Origin of the sequence: Amycolatopsis sp. NPDC051061, from assembly GCF_040682935.1 — a bacterium.
In the GTDB taxonomy this organism is placed as follows: Bacteria; Actinomycetota; Actinomycetes; order Mycobacteriales; family Pseudonocardiaceae; genus Amycolatopsis.
Genome location: NZ_JBFBBZ010000090.1, coordinates 1 through 16,750, shown reverse-complemented (window position 1 = coordinate 16,750; position 16,750 = coordinate 1). Strand labels below are relative to the sequence as shown.

The following is a 16,750-nucleotide window of genomic DNA, read 5'->3' as shown; positions in this document are numbered from 1 at the left end:
GGGGGTGGGGGGGGCGGCGGCATTTTGTCCCCGGGGGGGCCCCTGCGCCCCCAATTCACCCCCGGCCGGACACCGGGCACCGCCGGATATCGGGATTCTGCCGGAAGCGGCCCGCCGTCAAGCCGCGCGGTGGCGGCTGGCCGGCCTGCGCGGGAACCGGCTCCGCACCGGCGCGATCGGGGCGGGCGCGTCCTGCTCCGGCAGCCGGACCTCGTCGTCCGTCCCGAGCGCGTCGGCGTTCAACGGGGCCGGTGCCGGGGTGCGGCGGTGTTCGCGGTGGACCACGACCAGCAGCACCAGCCCGACCAGCAGCAGCCCGTGCGTCAGCAGGCGGCCCGCGCCGACCTGGCCTCCGGACACGTCGATCACCGACGCCACCCCGAGCACGAGCGCGAAACCGGCGAACAGCGGCAGCTGCGCTCCGGCGGCCCTGGGCCGCAACGCCGCCCACAGCAGTCCGATGCCCAGTGCGAGGTTCCACGCCGCGCTCTCGTTGCTCAGGTGGATCGCGCCGGTGTGCGCAGCGTGGGCGTCCGCCGGCAGGAGGAACTCGGCGAACCCCAGTCCCGACTGGGCGAGCCCGACCAGTCCCAGCGCGACCCGCGCCGCCCACTTCTCCCGGGACGGCAGGGGTGCCCGCTCGAGGATCGCCGCCGTCAGGTCGGGCACCTCGGGGGCCTGCCGCACCATCGAGCGCCGCAGCCGCTGGGCCTGGTCCTGCCAGGCCTGGCACGCGCCGCAGCCGCGCAGGTGGCGGTCCACCTCGGCTTCGGGCAGCGGGCCCGCCTCGCCGTCCATCGCGGCCGAAAGCGATTCCCGGAAAAGTGCGCAGTCCACGAGTAGATAGTCGCTCATGTGCTCGGGTTGGTTCCAGCGGATCAGCCGACGGCGGTGCGCCGGGGCGGCGCGTCGGCCATCGCGGTGAGCAGGTCGTCGCGGGCCCGGGCGACCCGCGACCGGATCGTCCCGACGGGACACCCGCACACCTCGGCGGCGTCCGCGTACGACAGCCCGAGGGCCTGGGTGAGCACGAACGCGTCGCGCCGCTCCGGGTCCAGCGCGTGGACCAGCTGGTCCAGGACCACCTGCTCCTCCAGCAGCGACCGCGTCGCCGGCTCGTCGCGCCCGGAAAGGCGGTGTCCGGGCGGTCGACGTCGACGTGCCGAGCGGCCGCGTCGTCGTCACCAGTGAGTCGGCCCTGGTCCTGTGCGGCGATGGCGCTGTCGAGCTGCCTGGTGGTGTCGAACAGCCTGCGCCTGACGCGGTTCCGGGGCACGACGGCCGGTGCGCGGGGTTTACCTCCGAGGGAATTGTTTCCTTGACCCCGCTGGGCCAGACTTCCCGTCATGACCAGCTCACCGCCCCGGCCGGCGCGCACGCACGGGCGGGGTTCGTCGTCGGTGACCGACGTCGGCCCGCTGCTGAAGCACTGGCGCGCCGCCCGGCGGCTGAGCCAGCTGGCGCTGGCCGCCGAGGCGGACGTCTCGCTGCGGCACCTGAGCTTCCTCGAAACCGGGCGCGCGAAACCCAGCCGAGCCATGGTGCTGAAGCTCGCCGGCGTGCTCGACGTGCCCCTGCGGGAACGCAACACCCTGTTGCTCAGCGCCGGGTTCGCGCCCGAGTACGCGGAGTCCGCGTTGGACACCCCCGCGCTGGCGGCGGTCCGCGACGCGCTCGAGGCCATTCTCCGGCAGCAGGAGCCGTATCCGGCGCTGGTGATGGACCGGAGCTGGGACATCCGCCACACCAACGGCGCCGCCCGGCGGTTCTTCGCTTTCCTCCACGAGGGACGGACCGCCGAGCCGCCCGGACCGCCGAACGTGCTCCGGCGGATGTTCCACCCGGACGGTGCGCGGCCGCACGTGACGAACTGGCCGGAGGTGGCCGAGGCCCTCGTCGGGCGGGTGCGCCGGGAAGCGCTCGGCGGGGTGACCGACGAGCGCGCCCAGCTGATCCTCGACGAGGTGCTGCACTACCCCGGGGTGCCGGCCACCCTGCGGACCCTGGACGCGACCGGCCCGCTGCTGCCGATCGTCCCGATCCGCTACGCCCGTGACGGCCTGCGGTTCGGCTTCTTTTCGACGGTGACGACGCTGGGCACACCCCAGGACGTGACCCTCCAGGAGCTGCGCATCGAGTGCTTCCACCCGATGGACGACGAAACCCGGGCGAACGTCCGGGATCACGTCGTGGACGACCTGGCCCTACCGGTTCTCACGGCCGGTGGCCGGCCTCCGCGAACGCGAACCGGCACGCCTTGACGTCGTCCCGGTCGCGGGAAGTCACGCCTGCATCAGGATGAAGTCGCCGTGGCCGCCGTAGCCGAGGACGTCTTCGGCGTATTGGGTGCCGTCGAAGGTGGGGAGCCACCACCGGCCGCCGATCCGGACCAGCATCGGATGCGGGATGTTGGTGCCGTACGGCGCGTTCAGCGTGCCGAGCTTGCGCAGCCGCAGGTCGTAGACCGGGTACTCGCGGGCGTCGCCGTCGCTGGCGAACAGGTACCACCGGCCGCCCACCCGCTGCAGGATGGTGCCTTCGGTCTGGCTGACCGACCGGTCGGCGCCCAGCAGGGTCAGGCCGTGGTCGTAGCCGGCGCCGCGGGGAGCGGCCGCCAACGCGGGGTGGAACACGAACGCGGGTTGCTGCGCCGGGCTTTCCACGAACGCGATGTGCCAGCGGCCGTCGATCTTCGTCAGCGCCGGGTCCCACGAGCTGACGGTCGTGGGCAGCGGGAGCTGTTCGGTGGGCAGCACGTGCACGCCGGAGAGCACGTCGGCGCGGGTGGTGGTGTGGCGCACGTGGACGCCGGTGAAGGCGAAGTCGCCCCAGGAGCTCATGAGCAGGATGAAGCGGTCGTGCTCGTCGTCGCGGACGATCTGGCCGGCGTGGTCGCCGAGCACGACGCCGTCGCGGGCGAAGAACAGCGTCGCGACCTGTTCCAGCTTCGTCGGGTCGGCGAGGTCGAGCGTCCACACCGCCCAGTGCGCCTGCTGGAAGAACCCGAGCCCGGCGTTGGTCATGGTCAGGTAGAGCTTGCCGTGGCGGATGTAGGGCCGGCCGTCGGCGTACTGGACGACGTGCGGGTCACGCACCCCGGCCTGGCCGAAGTAGCCGGCCCGGACCCGGCCCAGCCGCGCCGGCCCGCGGCTGCCGTAGGCGTAACCGAGCTTGCCCAGCACGGCGGGATCGCGGAGGTCGATCCGGGCGCGGACCTGGTCGCGCTCGGTCAGCAGCGGCCGCCAGCCCGCGCCGGTGTCGGCCAGCACCGTGACCGCGTTTTCGTTGACCACCACGGCGAACCCGAACGCCGCGGGCAGGCTCGCCGGGGCGGTCTTGACCACGGTGGTGCCGTTCGGCGTGGTGATCTCGATGCCCGCTTGCTTCGCGGCGGCGTCGTAGGTGCCGAGGACCGACGTGGCGTCCCCGGCCAGCCCGGCGACGACGAAAGCGCTTTCGCCGGACACCTCGACGGTCACCGTCCCGTAGGGCGCCTTCGGCCGTACGCCGGTCTTGACGAGCGTGCCGGGCCGGGCCCGGGTGTCGACCTGGACGAACTTCGGCGCGATCAGGTCGAACGGCCGGAACTGGTGCGTCACGCTGAACTTCAGGTCCAGCGGGTTCGTGCCGGCCGCCTCGGCGGTGCCGCCGAACAGGCTCGCCGTCACGCCGGTCACCCCCAGCGCGGTGAGGGTGCGCAGCACGTCACGTCGATCGAAGTCGGTCACCGTTGACCTCCGGGGTGGGGACGGATCGGGGCGGGCACGACAGCGGAACCCAGTTTGCAACGTGGCACACCCGGTGGCAAGGGGCGCGGCGGCTTCGCCGAGCCGAGTCGCGCGCGGTGGGCCCAGCGGGGGTGGCCGCCTCAGCCCGGCTCGCCGAAGCGCTGCTCGCTGGTGAGGACGGCCCAGACGACCTTGCCGCCGGACCACCGGGGACTGCAGCCCCACGCTTCCGCCGAGCGCGCCACGATGTGCAGGCCCAGGCCGGCGGCGCCCGGCCGCGGGCGGGGGAGCAGCACCGCCGGGCGGGGGTCGTCGTCGAGCACCGCGATGGTCAGCCGTCCGCGGCGCAGGTCCAGCCGCAGCGTGGCCGCCGACGTGGTGTGCTGGGCCGCGTTGATCGCGAGTTCGCCGGCGACGAGGATGCCGTCGTAGACGAACCGCGGGACTTCCCACCGCGCACAGGCCTCGCGCACGGCGGCCCGCGCGGCCGCCGACGCTTCGATGCCGCGGGGGAGGACCACCTCGGCCTGCTGCCGCGAGGGTTTGCACAGCGCGCGCTCCGCGCTGCCGACGTCTTCGCCGATCGCGACCTGGCGGTGGATCCCCTGCTCCCGCAGCGCCCGGGTCCGGCTCGCGGCGCCGGCGAGCGCGAACGGGATCCCGGGCCAGGTCCCGAGCCGCCGGGCGACCAGCCCGAACACCCCGACCGGCGCGACCGCGTCGAGGTCGAGGCCGTCGATGCGGGCGATCACGGCTTCCGGCCCGTCCGCCGCGATCTCCAGGAGACCGTCGCGCAGACGCCGGTAGCTGCCCAGGTGCAGCCCGCCGGTCACGGTGACCAGCGTGTACTGCGGCTGCGACGCCACCGCGAGGTCGAGCGTGCCCAGCATCGTCTCTCCTCGGACGAGAACCAGTGCCGTCCCGGCACCGTCCACGCTAGGACCACGGCGCCGAATCCGGTAGGCCCGCCACCCGTGTGCAGGCACCGGCCGCGGGTCGAAGTCGGTCCGAAGTGGACTGATCACGCAGGCGACCTCAGCCCGGAGCAGGCCGGCCGTCGAGGAAGAACCCGCCGGTGGGGCCGCCGGCGGGCAGCGTCGCCGCCCAGGCGACGCCGAGCGCGGCCTCCGCGGGCGACCGGTCGTCGGCGTCGTCGCCGCGCTCCGGGTGGGTGGCGACCGAACCGGGGTCGACGGCGTTGACCAGGATGCCGGTGTCGCGCAGTACGGCCGCCAGCGACGCGGTCAGCGCGTTGAGCGCGTACTTGGCCAGCGAATAGCCGGGGGACCGGACGCCCCGAGCCGAGCCGGAGATTTGCGTGACGGCGACGCTGGAGACGGTGACGATCCGAGCCGCCGGGGCGGCTCGCAGCAGCGGCAGGCAGGCCTGGACGACAGCCCAGGCGCCGAGGACGTCGACCGCGTAGGCGGTGCGGGCCTCGGCCAGGTCCACGTCGAGCACGGACGTCGTGGTGAAGTCGGGCATGGCGGCGGCGTTGTTGACCAGCGCGTCGAGCCGGCCGGCGGTGGTGCGGACGTGTTCGGCGCAGGCCACGGCGTCCGCCGGGTCCGTGACGTCGAGCCGCACCGCGTCCGCGGAGAGGCCTTCGGCGACGAGCTTCTCGGCCAGCGCGCGCGTCCGGTCGAGGTCCCGGCCGGCGAGAACCGCGTGGTAGCCGCGGGTGGCGAGCTCACGAGCGACGGCGAACCCGAGTCCTTGCGGACGGCTCGCGCCGGTGACGAGGGCGACCTGAGTTTCGTTCATGACTCATACTGTAGGGACTACCTACAATTGTGCCAACCCGCTTTTCCCGTCTAGGATCTCCGTATGACCGATCGCCGCCCCCGGGCGTTGCTGCGCTGGCCCACCTACCTGATGGGGAACCTGCACCGCAGCGGCGTCGCCCGGATCGACGAGGCACTGGCCGGGAGCGGGTTGGCCCTGCGCGACTACTACGTCCTGGTCTGCGTCGGCGAGTTCGGCCCGCTGGCCCAGCAGCGGGTCGCCGACCGGCTCGGCCTGGACCGCAGCGACCTGGTGAAGGTGCTCGACCGCCTCGAGGCCGCCGGCCGGGTGCGCCGGGAACGCGACACCGAGGACCGGCGACGGCACGTCCTCACCCTGACCGAGGCCGGCCGGGCGGCGGTCGCGCAGGTCGACGAGGTCTCGGCCGCGGTCACCGGCGAGCTGCTCTCCGAGCTGAGCCTCGATGAACAGGAAACCCTGCACCGGTTGCTGCTCAAGGCTTTCGGAGAGCCGCCCGCCTGACGCGCCGCTCAGCCGTTCTTGATCTTGTTGCGGCGCGCCTCGGCGGCGTCGCGACGCTCCTCGAAGCGGGCCGCCTGGCCGTCGAGCGTCTTGAGGAAGGTCGCCAGCTCGTCCCGGGCGGCTTCGCCCGCCGGGCCGAGGTTGGTCAGGTCGAACACCTTCCAGTAGCGCAGCAGCGGCAGGACGACGTCGTCGTGGTGGATGCGCAGGTCGTAGATGCCGGCCTTGGCGATCATCGCCGCCTTCCGTGCGAAGCTCGGGATCACCGCGCCCGGCATCGCGAACGACACGACCTCGTCGGTGATCGCGCGCATCATGGTGTCGGGGGAGATCTCCAGCGAGGCCTTGACCAGGTTGCGGTAGAAGACCATGTGGAGGTTCTCGTCCGTGGACACCCGGGCCAGCAGCCGCTCGGCCAGCGGGTCCTGGGTGTAGCGGCCGGTGTTGCGGTGCGAGATCCGGGTGGCCAGCTCCTGGAACGAGACGTACGCGCAGACGTGCAGCAGCGGCTTGTCGCCGGTTTCGTAGCCCGCCTGCATCGTCTCCATCCGCATGCGCTCCAGCTCGACGGGGTCGACGGCGCGGGTGACCAGCAGGTAGTCGCGGATGCAGATGCCGTGGCGGCCCTCCTCGGCCGTCCAGCGGTGGACCCAGGTGCCCCACGCGCCGTCGCGGCCGAACGCGCGCTCGATCTCGCGGTGGTAGCTGGGCAGGTTGTCCTCGGTGAGGAGGTTGACCTCCAGCGCCGTCCGCGCGATCGGGCTGACGCGCGACTGCTCGGGATCCCACGCCTCCCCGCCCAGCTCGGCGAAGTCGCGCCCCTGGCTCCAGGGGACGTACTCGTGCGGCATCCACTCCTGAGCGGCGGCGAGGTGCCGGTTGAGGTTCTCCTCGACCGTCCCTTCCAGCTCGTACAGCAGGCGCGTGCTTTCGGGAACCGGCATGAACTCTCCTTCCCTACCTACGCGACCGTAACTTACGGTGCCGTAGGTAAGGATAACGGCCGCGGGGGCCGGGTGGTTCCCCTCGGTGGTGACAGTCACGATTCCCGCTGCGCCCAGCCGCTGCTCAGGTGCGCAGCAGCCCGGTCAACTCCGCGAGGTCGCCCAGTTCGGCCAGGCCGTACGTCAGCTCCGTGATCCGCGCGCTGACCTCGTCGGGCAGGACCCGGGCCGCGTTCAGGCGGAACTTCGTCGCCAGCTCGTCGGCCGAGAGCGGGTTGTCCGGCCCGCCACGGTTGGCGTCGACGCGTTCCTCCAGCTCACGGCCGTCCGTCAGCCGCACTCGCAGGACCGCCGGGAACTGGTGGGGGAAGATCTCGTCGCACCGGGCGTCCGGGACGCAGCGCACCTTCGCCGCCAACGCCAGCCGCTCCGGGTCCGCGGCGGCTTCGTCGGTGAAGTCGTCGTGGAAGACGCCGAGGCCGCCGCCGCCCAGCAGGCCGGCCGCCACCGTGTACGGGCCGGAGAACGCCGCGTGGTAGCCGGACTTCGGGTGGGTCTTGTCCTCTCGCGGCTCGGCGATCGTGCGCAGCACCGCCGTCGGTGCGCCCAGTTCGATCTCCGCGATCTCCGCCGGGTCGATCCCCCGGGAACGCAGCCGCCGGGCCGCGTCGATGCCCGCGTGGGTGAAGTGGTTGCAGGGGTACGGCTTGAAGAAGATCCCCGGCAGCTCCCAGCGCTCGCCGAGGCCGTCGACGATCGCGCCGACATCGGACTGGTCGCCGCAGAACGCCTGCAGCAGCCCGAACCGGCCCTCCAGCACCGTCGGCGGGCCGGTGATGCCGTGCCGCGCCAGGCCGGCCGCCGTCACCGCGGCGTGGGCCGCCCAGCCGCAGTGGATGCGCTTCACCGTGCCGCCGGTGCGGTTGGCCTCCAGCAGTCCCGAGCCCATGCTGGCCGCGATCCCGATCGCGTCGGCGATACCCGAATCGTCCACATCGGACAACATCGCCGCGGCCGCCGCGGCGCCGAGCGCGCCGCAGATCGCCGTCGCGTGCAGGCCGCGCTCGAAGAACACCGAGTTGCCGAGTTCCTCGTCGTAGCCCGCCATGCCGAGCCGCACGGTGATCTCGACGCCGACGCCGATCGCGTCCAGCAGCTGGGCGCCGGTCGCCCCGCGGGACTCCGCGACGGCGAGCGCGGCCGGCACCACGGACGCCGACGGGTGCAGCACCGAAGGCAGGTGGGTGTCGTCGAAGTCGAGCGAGTGCGCGAGGGTGCCGTTCAGCAGCGCCGCGCTCGGCTCGGGCAGCCGGTCGCCGGTGCCGATCGCCGTCGCCCGCCCCGACCCGCCCCACTCCCGCACCAGCGCGCCGACGGCCGCGGCGGGCCGCTCCGAGGTGGCGGCCAGGCTGTTGCCGAGCACGTCGAGCACGCGCCGGGCGGCGTCGTCCCGCAGCTGCGGCGGCAGTCCCTTCGCGCGCACCGACGTGGCGAACGCGGCCAGCTGCTGGACGATCGTCGCGCTCATGCGCTCACCGCCGCGAGGGGACGCACGGGGGAGCCCGTGCCGCCGACGATCCGCAGGGGCGCCAGCACGAACACGAACTCGTGCACGCCCTCGGCGGCCACCGCCTCCAGATTCAGGTGTTCCATGATGAAAATGCCCGACTCCACCAGCAGGATCCGGTGCACCGGCAGCACGGCGTGCCCGGCTCCGGCGCGGATTTGCTCGTAGGCCGTGGTGTCCGCGCCGGTCGCGACGACTTCGCGCGCCGCCAGCCATTCCGCCGCCGACGTCGTCGCGCCCGGGACGCCGGTCTCCTTGCCCAGGTACTTCGCGGCGTCGTCGAAGTTGCGCGCCCAGCCGGTGCGGATCAGCGCGACGTCACCGGGGCCGGGCTCGGTGCCGGCCAGCTTCGCCGCCGCGTCCAGGTCGTCGGCCGTGACGCCGTAGCCCGGCTCCAGCGTGGGGACGTCGTGGACCGCGGCCACGTCCAGGAGCACCGCGCGCCGCAGCAGGCCGGGCAGGTTCTCCGCGCCGTGCGTGCGGAACACGCCGCCCTGCTGGGCCTCGGCGGCGTCGACGTCACCGTGCAGCTTGCCGTCGTGGCTGACGTGCGAGAGCGCGTCGATGTGGGTGCCGACGTGCCCGCCGGTCACGATGATCTCGTTGGCGGCCGACCCGCCGTCCGGGCGGCGCATGTCGCCGTGGCGGCGGATCAGGGTCATCCGGAACCCGGGGTGGTTCGGCGAGCAGGGCATGCCGGTGAAGAACGGCTGCCCGAGCTCGATCAGCCGGACCCCGCCGGCGATCGCCGACAGCAGCGGATCCTGGGGACGTGTCATGAGTGCTGGCCTTCCCTTTCTCCCGCGAGCGTGAGCACCCAGCGGGCGCGCGCCACGATCGCGGCGTCGACGAACTGTCCGTGGTGGTCGATCCAGGCCGCCGACCCGGTCGTTTCGAGGTGGTCGAGCAGGTCGCTCGCCCAGGCGGTTTCGGCCGGGTCGGGCGCGCAGACCTCGTGCACCACGGGAATCTGGGCGGGGTGGATCACCGACCGGCCGAAGAACCCGGCCGCCCGCCCGGCTTCGGTGCTGGTGCGCAGGCCGTCGAGGTCGCGCACGGCGGTCCAGACGCTCTGGACCGGGCTCGGCAGCCCGGCCGCCCGCGCGGCGACGACCACCCGGGACCGCGGCCAGGTCAGCGCGTCCCCGCCGGCGACGCGCAGGTCCGCGGCGAGGTCGGCCTCGCCCAGCGAAATCCCGGCGACGAGCGGGTGCGCGGTGGCGATCGCGAGGGCGTTTTCCACGCCCAGCGCCGATTCCAGCACCGGGTACACCGGCACGCCGAGGGCGTCGGCGACCCGGCGCAGCTCACCCGGGTCCTCGCACTTCGGCACGCGAACGCCCGCGGCCCCGGTCAGCGCCTTGATGTCGGCCTCGCCGGCGGGGGTGCCCGGGGCGTTGATCCGGACGAACGCCTTCGCGCCGTCATCCAACGCGGCCAGCGCATTTCGCCGTGCCTCGTCCTTCGCCGCCGCGGCGACGGCGTCCTCGAGGTCGATGATCACGGCGTCCGCTTCGCCGTCGAGAGCCTTCTTGATCCGGTCCGGGCGGTCGGCCGGCACGTACAGCCAGCTGCGCAAAACCCCCGTCACTTGATCACGCCTTTTTCGCGCAGCGCGGCGAGTTCCGGCTCGCCGAGGCCAAGGCGGCCGAGGACTTCGGCGGTGTGCGCGCCCAGCGGCGCCCCGGCCGAAGTGATCTGCCCGGGCGTCTCCGACAGCCGGAAGAGCACGTTCTGCATCTTCACCGGCCCCAGCTCGTCGTCGTCGACGGTCGTGATGCTGCCGAGCGCCGCGAACTGCGGGTCGGTCATGACGTCGGCGGCGGTGTAGATCGGCGCGACCGCGGCCTGGGCCTCCTCGAACGCCTTCACGACGTCGTCGCGGTCGCGGTCGGCGATCCACGAGCCGACGGCGTCGTCGAGCAGGTCGGCGTGCTGCGCGCGCTCGGAGCCGCTCGCGAACCACGGTTCGTCGATCAGCTCCGGGCGTCCGACCAGCCGCATCACGCGCTCGGCGATGGACTGGGCGCTGGTGGAGATGGCGACCCAGCTGCCGTCGCGGGTGCGGTAGGTGTTGCGCGGGGCGTTGTTCGTCGAGCGGTTGCCGGTGCGCGGCTGCAGGGTGCCGAGCTGGTCGTAGGCGATGATCTGCGGCCCGAGCAGCGTGAGGATCGGCTCGATGATGGCCAGGTCGACGACCTGCCCGCGCCCGGTCTGCTCACGGGCCCGCAGCGCGGTCATCACGGCGTAGGCGGTGGTCAGCGCGGCGATCCCGTCGGCGAGGCCGAACGGCGGCAGCGTCGGCGGGCCGTCGGGCTCGCCGGTGATCGCGGCGAACCCGCTCATCGCCTCGGCGAGCGTGCCGAAGCCGGGCCGCTTGGCGTACGGGCCGATCTGCCCGAACCCGGTGACGCGCGTGAGCACCAGGCCGGGGTTGATCTTGCTCAGCTCGTCGTAGCCGAGGCCCCAGCGCTCGAGGGTGCCGGGGCGGAAGTTCTCGACGACGACGTCCGCGTCGGCTACCAGCTTCTTGAAGATCTCCTGGCCCTCGGGGGAGCCGAGGTAGAGGGTGATCGCCTTCTTGCCGCGGCCGAGCATCTTCCACCAGAGGCCGACGCCGTCGCGCTGCGCGCCGTGGCTGCGGACGGGGTCGCCGTTCGGGTGCTCGATCTTGATCACCTCGGCGCCGTAGTCGCCCAGCAGCGTCGCGGCCAGCGGGCCGGCGAACAGGGTGGCGGTGTCGAGCACCCGGATCCCGGACAAAGCGCCCGTCATGGGGCTTACCTGCCTTTCTCGTCCGGCGGGCGGGGCCGGAGCACCGTTTCGCCGGGGGGAACGCTGGCGACGCCCGAGTTTCGTAGCGACGCCTCTCCGTGTTTCCCAAGTTCGCACTGATCGCACGGGTCCGTCAAGTTATGCGCAGATGTTGACCTGAAGTCGGGCCGGGTGTCACGATGACCGGCAACAAACCTGGCGTTTCGCTAAGCGGAACGACAGCCCTTCCAGTGGGAAGAGGTGACATGTCCGCACGAATGCTCGTCGCGGGACTCGGGGCGCTGGCCCTGCTCGCGACCGGGTGCGGGGGATCGGCCCCGATGGGGGCCGGGGGCGCCGCCGCGGGGCGGGACGAGGGCCCGGTCAAGATCGGCGCACTGCACCCGGTCAGCGGGTCGAACGCCGTCGACGGCCTGCAGATGCGCCGCGGCGCGCAGCTGGCGGTCGACGCGATCAACGCGGCCGGCGGCATCAAGTCGCTCGGCGGCCGCAAGGTCGAGCTGGTCACCGGGGACACGCAGGGCAAGGCCGACATCGGGCAGAGCGAGGCCCAGCGGCTGATCTCGGCCGGTGCGGTGAGCCTGGTCGGCACCTACCAGAGCGCCGTGAGCACCAACGTCGCCGTCGTGGCCGAGCGCAACCGGGTCCCGTTCGTGATGGACGTGACCGCCTCCGACGCGATCTTTTCCCACGGCTACAAGTACTCGTTCCGGGTGCAACCCGGCAGCAAGGCGATCGCGACGGCCGCCGCCCAGTACCTCAAAGCGGTGTCCGAGCAGGCGGGCAAGCCCGTCCGCAAGGTCGCGTTCCTGCACGAGCAGAGCGACTTCGGCAGCGGCGCGGCCGACGCCTTCACCGCGGCCGCGAAGCAGCTCGGCATCGGGGTCGGGCCGAACATCAGCTACGACGCCACCACCGTCAGCGACCTCACCGCGCAGGTCACGCAGGTCAAGGCGGCCGGCGCGGACGTGCTGGCGGTCGCCGGCTACTACCGCGACAGCCTGCTGGCGGCGAAGGCGATCGCCTCGGTCAAGCCGGACCTCAGCGCGGTCTGGGGCGTCTCGAACGGCGCGTACGACCAGCCGAAGTTCGTCAGCGACGCGGCGGCGGCCGGCAACCTGTACTTCAGCACCAACTACCACTACGACGCGACCAACCCCGCGACCGTCGCACTGCGCGAGAAGTACCAGCAGCAGTACGGCGACCCGATGCGCACCGGCGCGGTCCTCTCCTACGACGCGGTCCAGGTGATCGCGCACGGCGTCGAGCAGGCCGCCAGCACCGACCCGGAGAAGGTGCGGGACGCGATCGCCGGCGCGCGGGTTTCGCCGTTGACCGTCGGCCGCGGCCAGATCCGGTTCGCCCCCAACGGCGACAACCGCAACGCCTTCCCGGTGCTGATGCAGGTCCGGGACGGGCGGGTCCAGCAGGTGTATCCCCCCGAAAAAGCCGAATCCCGGCCCGACTACAGGGTGGCGTGGCGACCATGACCGAACTCGACACCGGGGCGCCCGTCGTCCCCGAAACCGCCCCACCCGACCGGAAAGCCCGGGCGGACAAGGGTTTCCTGAGCCGCGCCGGCATCGTGGCCGCCGTCCTCGTCGTCGCGGTCGTGCTGGCGCTGGTGCAGTCCGGCAGCGGTCTGGTGGTCTGGCAGTCGGTGGTCACCGGCATCCTGACCGGCGGGCTCTACGGCCTCATCGCGATGGGCCTCACGCTGATCTTCGGCGTGCTCGACATCGTGAACTTCGCCCACGGTGCGTTCCTCGCGGTGGCGATGTTCCTGTCCTTCGGCATGGTCCAGGCGACCGGGCTCCACCCGTACCTGACGCTAGTGGTCGCGGTGCCGGCGCTGTTCCTGCTCGGCGCGGCCGTGCACCGCGGGCTGCTGTCGGGAGCGGGCGGCCGGTCGCTGGAAAACCAGCTGCTGATCACGCTCGGCCTGTCGCTGCTGCTGGAGAACGGGCTGCTGATGTTCTTCGGCGCCGAGCCCAAGACCATCGCGCTGCCCGGCGACTTCCAGTTCCCGTTGCTGGGCGCGGTCGTCGCCGGTTCGCGGTTGTACGCGTTCCTCGGCGCGATCGTGCTCGGCGGCCTCCTGTACTGGCTGCTGCGCCGCACGCGGCTGGGCACGGCGATCCGCGCGGTCGCCGCGAACGCGCCGGGCGCGTCGCTGGTCGGCATCAACGTCCGCCGGATGCACACGCTGACCTTCGCCATCGGCACGGCGTGCGCGGGGGCCGCGGCGGTGCTCGCCGGCCCGCTCGTCACGGTGACCCCGACGCTGGGGGAGCAGTTCAACATCACGGCGTTCGTGGTCGTGGTGCTCGGCGGGATGGGCAACGTCGTCGGCGCGCTCGTCGGCGGCCTGCTCATCGGGCTGGTCGAGCAGCTCACCACGATCTACCTCGGCGGCCAGAGCTCCCTGCTCGGCGTCTTCGTGGTGTTCGTGCTCGTGCTGTTCCTGCGTCCGCAGGGCTTGTTCGGGAGGCGCGCATGAGCACCATCACCATCGCCGCGCCGACCGGGTCCTCGGAAGCGGTCAAGGCGCCGCCGCTGCGCCCGCAGAACAAGCAGCTCGCCATTCTGGCGATTCTCGTGCTGGTCGCGATCCCGCTGCCGCTGATCCTGCCCGCCGCCCAGGGCGCGGTCGCCGTCCGGATCCTGATCTTCCTGCTCATGGCGGTCGGCTGGAACATCATGAGCGGCTTCGGCGGGATGTTCAGCTTCGGCCACGCCGCCTACTTCGGCCTCGGTGCGTACACGAGTGCGTACCTTCTGGTGAAGCACAACGTCTCGCCGTGGATCGGGATGCTGGCCGGGATGGCGGTGGCCGCCGCGGTCGCCGTGGTCATCGGCTACTTCTCCTTCCGCTACAAGCTCCAGGGCGCCTACTTCGCGCTGGCGACCTTCGCGTTCGCGGAGATGCTGCGGCTGATCGTCACGAGCAGCACCTTCGCCAACAAGTCCGTCGGGTTCAGCGTGCCGCTGATCCAGGACTCGTCGCTGTGGCTGATCCAGTTCCCCGCCGACTCGCCCGCCTACTTCTGGGTGGCCCTGGTCCTGGCCGGGGCGGCGGTCGCGATCAGCATCGTCTTCCTGCACTCCCGCGCCGGCCGGTACGTCACGGCGATTCGCGACGACGAGCTGGCGGCCGCGTCATTGGGTGCCCCGGTGCTGCGGCACAAGCTGATGACGGTGGCGCTGTCCGCGGCGATCACCGCCGTGGCCGGCGCCTTCTACACGCAGTACTACCTGTTCGTGAACCCCGATCTCGGGTTCGGCTCGGCCATCTCGATCCAGGCGATCGTGCCCGTCGTGATCGGCGGCATCGGCACGGTGTGGGGCCCGGTGGTCGGCGCGATCATCATCGGCTCGCTCACCGACGTCACGGCGACGTTGCTGCGCACCCCACCGGAGTTCCTGGGCTTCCTGCAGGGCCGCAGCGGCTTGGACGTCGTGCTGTACGCGGTGCTGGTCATCCTCATCGTGCGGCTGTTGCCCAAGGGGATCGTCGGAACTCTCGCTGCGAGGTGGCGTCGATGAGCATCGTCGAGGTGAGCGGCGTCGGCAAGGCGTTCCGCGGCGTGCACGCACTGTCCGATGTGGACCTTTCGGTCGCGGAGGGGGAGATCCTCGGCGTCATCGGGCCCAACGGCGCGGGCAAGACCACGCTGTTCAACGTGATGTCCGGCGCGCTGTCGCCGGACACCGGCCGGGTGCGCCTGGCGGGCGACGACGTCACCGGCCGCGCGCCCGACCGGATCGCGCGGGCCGGGATGGTCCGCACGTTCCAGCTGATGCGGCCGTTCGCGAGCATGACGGTGGCGCAGAACGTCGGCCTCGCCGCGCAGCACCACCGGCTGAGCGCGAAAGCCTTGCGGGAGCACGCGCTCGACGTCGTCGAGCGCGTCGGCCTCGGACCGTGGGCGCACCGCAACGCGACCGACCTGCCGACCGCCGGGCTCAAACGCCTCGAACTGGCGAGGGCGCTGGCGACCCGGCCGAAGGTGCTGCTGCTCGACGAGGTGCTGGCCGGGCTGGTCCCGGCCGAGCGCGAGCCGGTGCTCGACCTGCTGGCCACCCTGCGCGAGCAGGAGGGCGTCACGCTGGTGTTCATCGAGCACATCATGGCCGCGGTGATGCGGCTGGCCGACCGCGTTCTCGTGCTCGACCAGGGCCGGGTGCTGGCCGTCGGCTCGCCGTTGGAGGTCACCAGCGACCCGCGGGTCATCGACGCCTACCTCGGTGAGGAGCCGACCCATGCTGACGCTTGAGAAGGTGTGTGCCGGGTACGGGCGGATGCGGATCCTGCACGACGTCGACCTGCGCCTCGACGCCGGCGAGATCGTCGCGCTGGTCGGCGCGAACGGCGCGGGCAAGACCACGACGTTGCGCAGCATCTGCGGGCAGCTCAAGCCGCTGTCGGGGAGCATCACGCTCGACGGCGCACCGACCGCGGGGCGCCGTCCGGACCAGCTGGTGCGCGACGGCCTGGTGCACGTGCCCGAGGACCGGGCGCTGTTCGGCACGCTCACCGTCGAGGAGAACCTGCGGATGGGCGCGTGGACCCGCACGCCCGCCCAAGCCGCTTCGTCGCTGAACGAGGTCTACGAGCTGTTCCCGGTGCTCGCCGAGCGCCGGACGCAGATCGCCCAGACGTTCAGCGGCGGGCAGCAGCAGATGCTGGCGATCGGCCGGGCCCTGATGGCCGGGCCGCGGCTGCTCATGCTCGACGAGCCGTCGACCGGGCTTTCCCCGAAACTGACCTGGACCGTGCTGGAAGCGGTCCAGCGCATCCGGGACAGCGGGGTGGCGGTGCTGCTGGTCGAGCAGAACGCGAAGCAGGCGCTGGCCATCGCCGACCGGGCGTACGTGCTGGAGAGCGGCTCGACGGTTCTGGAGGGCACCGGCGCCGAGCTCGCCGGCGATCAGCGCGTCAGGAAGGCGTACCTGGGACTGTGAAACGCGAACAAGCCGCTTCGGCGACCGCATCGCTGGGAGCTTGGGTGTCCGAATCGGACATCGCGGGCGTCCCGGCGGCGGTGCTGGACCGGCTTTCCCTCGTCCTGCTCGACGTCGTGGGCGTCACCGCTTTGGGTGCTTCGCTGCCGGAGCACCGGGCCTTGTGCGCGGCTTGGAACGCACCGGCGGGCCCGGCGCCGTTGATCGGCGCCGGGCGGCTGGTGACGACCGACGCGGCGGCGTGGCTCAACGGGGTGGCTTTGGTGTCGCTGGAGCTGGACGAGGGCCACAAGTACGCCAAGGGGCACCCCGCCGCCCACGGCTTCCCCGCCGTGCTGGCGCTGGCGGCCGAGCTGGACAGCACCGGCGCGGACACAGCGGCGGCACTGCTGGCCGCTTACGAGGTCGCGGCGCGGTTCGGCCGCGCGACGACCTTGCGCGCGGGCGCGCACCCGCACGGCAGCTGGGGCGTCCCCGGCGCGGCGGCCGGGTGTGCCCGGCTG

Annotated in this window: 17 protein-coding genes and 1 pseudogene; 8 read left to right on the top strand and 10 right to left on the bottom strand. The window is 72.5% G+C overall.

The window, feature by feature from the left end; translation table 11 throughout:
- Window positions 1-117: 117 nt before the first annotated feature.
- Window positions 118-855 carry a zf-HC2 domain-containing protein gene (locus tag AB0N03_RS50490; protein WP_364388386.1) on the bottom strand — a complete coding sequence of 246 codons (738 nt, stop codon included), beginning with the start codon at window positions 853-855 and terminating at the stop codon, window positions 118-120.
- 23 nt (window positions 856-878) lie between these two features.
- Window positions 879-1,094: pseudogene (locus AB0N03_RS50485) on the bottom strand (sigma factor-like helix-turn-helix DNA-binding protein); the annotation flags it as partial.
- A 252-nt stretch (window positions 1,095-1,346) separates the two neighbouring features.
- Here AB0N03_RS50485 and AB0N03_RS50480 point away from each other — a divergent pair.
- Window positions 1,347-2,261 (top strand): helix-turn-helix transcriptional regulator, encoded by a 915-nt coding sequence (locus AB0N03_RS50480; protein WP_364388384.1) that lies wholly within the window; start codon window positions 1,347-1,349, stop codon window positions 2,259-2,261.
- A gap of 21 nt (window positions 2,262-2,282) precedes the next feature.
- Here the strand turns inward: AB0N03_RS50480 and AB0N03_RS50475 are convergent, their stop codons facing one another.
- From AB0N03_RS50475 to AB0N03_RS50465, 3 genes are all read right to left on the bottom strand, one after another.
- Window positions 2,283-3,728: a hypothetical protein gene (locus tag AB0N03_RS50475; RefSeq protein WP_364388381.1), complete on the bottom strand. Its 1,446-nt coding sequence runs from the start codon at window positions 3,726-3,728 to the stop codon at window positions 2,283-2,285.
- Between the two features lie 140 nt (window positions 3,729-3,868).
- Complete coding sequence (locus AB0N03_RS50470; protein ID WP_364388379.1) at window positions 3,869-4,618, bottom strand: ATP-binding protein; 750 nt, start codon at window positions 4,616-4,618, stop codon at window positions 3,869-3,871.
- Between the two features lie 145 nt (window positions 4,619-4,763).
- Entirely contained in the window at window positions 4,764-5,492 is a 729-nt protein-coding gene (locus AB0N03_RS50465) for an SDR family NAD(P)-dependent oxidoreductase (protein WP_364388377.1), read from the bottom strand.
- Window positions 5,493-5,555: 63 nt separating this feature from the next.
- Between AB0N03_RS50465 and AB0N03_RS50460 the strand changes: the two genes are divergently transcribed.
- Window positions 5,556-5,996, top strand: coding sequence for a MarR family transcriptional regulator (locus tag AB0N03_RS50460; RefSeq protein ID WP_364388375.1), 441 nt, complete (start codon window positions 5,556-5,558; stop codon window positions 5,994-5,996).
- Window positions 5,997-6,004: 8 nt separating this feature from the next.
- Here the strand turns inward: AB0N03_RS50460 and AB0N03_RS50455 are convergent, their stop codons facing one another.
- The 5 genes from AB0N03_RS50455 to AB0N03_RS50435 all read right to left on the bottom strand — a co-directional run bounded on the left by AB0N03_RS50455 (window position 6,005) and on the right by AB0N03_RS50435 (window position 11,282).
- A complete protein-coding gene (locus AB0N03_RS50455) occupies window positions 6,005-6,940 on the bottom strand; it encodes an acyl-ACP desaturase (protein WP_364388373.1) in 936 nt (311 codons plus the stop codon).
- A 124-nt stretch (window positions 6,941-7,064) separates the two neighbouring features.
- Window positions 7,065-8,468 (bottom strand): MmgE/PrpD family protein, encoded by a 1,404-nt coding sequence (locus tag AB0N03_RS50450; RefSeq protein ID WP_364388371.1) that lies wholly within the window; start codon window positions 8,466-8,468, stop codon window positions 7,065-7,067.
- Window positions 8,465-9,286, bottom strand: coding sequence for a cyclase family protein (locus tag AB0N03_RS50445; protein ID WP_364388368.1), 822 nt, complete (start codon window positions 9,284-9,286; stop codon window positions 8,465-8,467). Before AB0N03_RS50445 ends, AB0N03_RS50450 begins: the two co-directional genes overlap by 4 nt.
- Window positions 9,283-10,098, bottom strand: a complete 816-nt coding sequence (locus AB0N03_RS50440) for a CoA ester lyase (protein ID WP_364388365.1) — start codon at window positions 10,096-10,098, stop codon at window positions 9,283-9,285. The genes AB0N03_RS50445 and AB0N03_RS50440 overlap by 4 nt, the downstream gene beginning before the upstream one ends.
- Window positions 10,095-11,282, bottom strand: a complete 1,188-nt coding sequence (locus tag AB0N03_RS50435) for a CoA transferase (RefSeq protein WP_364388362.1) — start codon at window positions 11,280-11,282, stop codon at window positions 10,095-10,097. Before AB0N03_RS50435 ends, AB0N03_RS50440 begins: the two co-directional genes overlap by 4 nt.
- A 245-nt stretch (window positions 11,283-11,527) precedes the next feature.
- Between AB0N03_RS50435 and AB0N03_RS50430 the strand changes: the two genes are divergently transcribed.
- From AB0N03_RS50430 to AB0N03_RS50405, 6 genes are all read left to right on the top strand, one after another.
- Window positions 11,528-12,772, top strand: a complete 1,245-nt coding sequence (locus AB0N03_RS50430; protein ID WP_364388360.1) for an ABC transporter substrate-binding protein — start codon at window positions 11,528-11,530, stop codon at window positions 12,770-12,772.
- Window positions 12,769-13,782 carry a branched-chain amino acid ABC transporter permease gene (locus tag AB0N03_RS50425; RefSeq protein ID WP_364388358.1) on the top strand — a complete coding sequence of 338 codons (1,014 nt, stop codon included), beginning with the start codon at window positions 12,769-12,771 and terminating at the stop codon, window positions 13,780-13,782. Before AB0N03_RS50430 ends, AB0N03_RS50425 begins: the two co-directional genes overlap by 4 nt.
- Window positions 13,779-14,828 carry a branched-chain amino acid ABC transporter permease gene (locus AB0N03_RS50420; RefSeq protein WP_364388356.1) on the top strand — a complete coding sequence of 350 codons (1,050 nt, stop codon included), beginning with the start codon at window positions 13,779-13,781 and terminating at the stop codon, window positions 14,826-14,828. Before AB0N03_RS50425 ends, AB0N03_RS50420 begins: the two co-directional genes overlap by 4 nt.
- Window positions 14,825-15,559: an ABC transporter ATP-binding protein gene (locus AB0N03_RS50415; protein ID WP_364388354.1), complete on the top strand. Its 735-nt coding sequence runs from the start codon at window positions 14,825-14,827 to the stop codon at window positions 15,557-15,559. Before AB0N03_RS50420 ends, AB0N03_RS50415 begins: the two co-directional genes overlap by 4 nt.
- Window positions 15,546-16,247 carry an ABC transporter ATP-binding protein gene (locus AB0N03_RS50410; protein ID WP_364388352.1) on the top strand — a complete coding sequence of 234 codons (702 nt, stop codon included), beginning with the start codon at window positions 15,546-15,548 and terminating at the stop codon, window positions 16,245-16,247. Before AB0N03_RS50415 ends, AB0N03_RS50410 begins: the two co-directional genes overlap by 14 nt.
- Before the next feature lie 44 nt (window positions 16,248-16,291).
- Window positions 16,292-16,750: MmgE/PrpD family protein (locus AB0N03_RS50405; RefSeq protein WP_364388350.1), on the top strand; the 459-nt coding region annotated here is incomplete at its 3' end.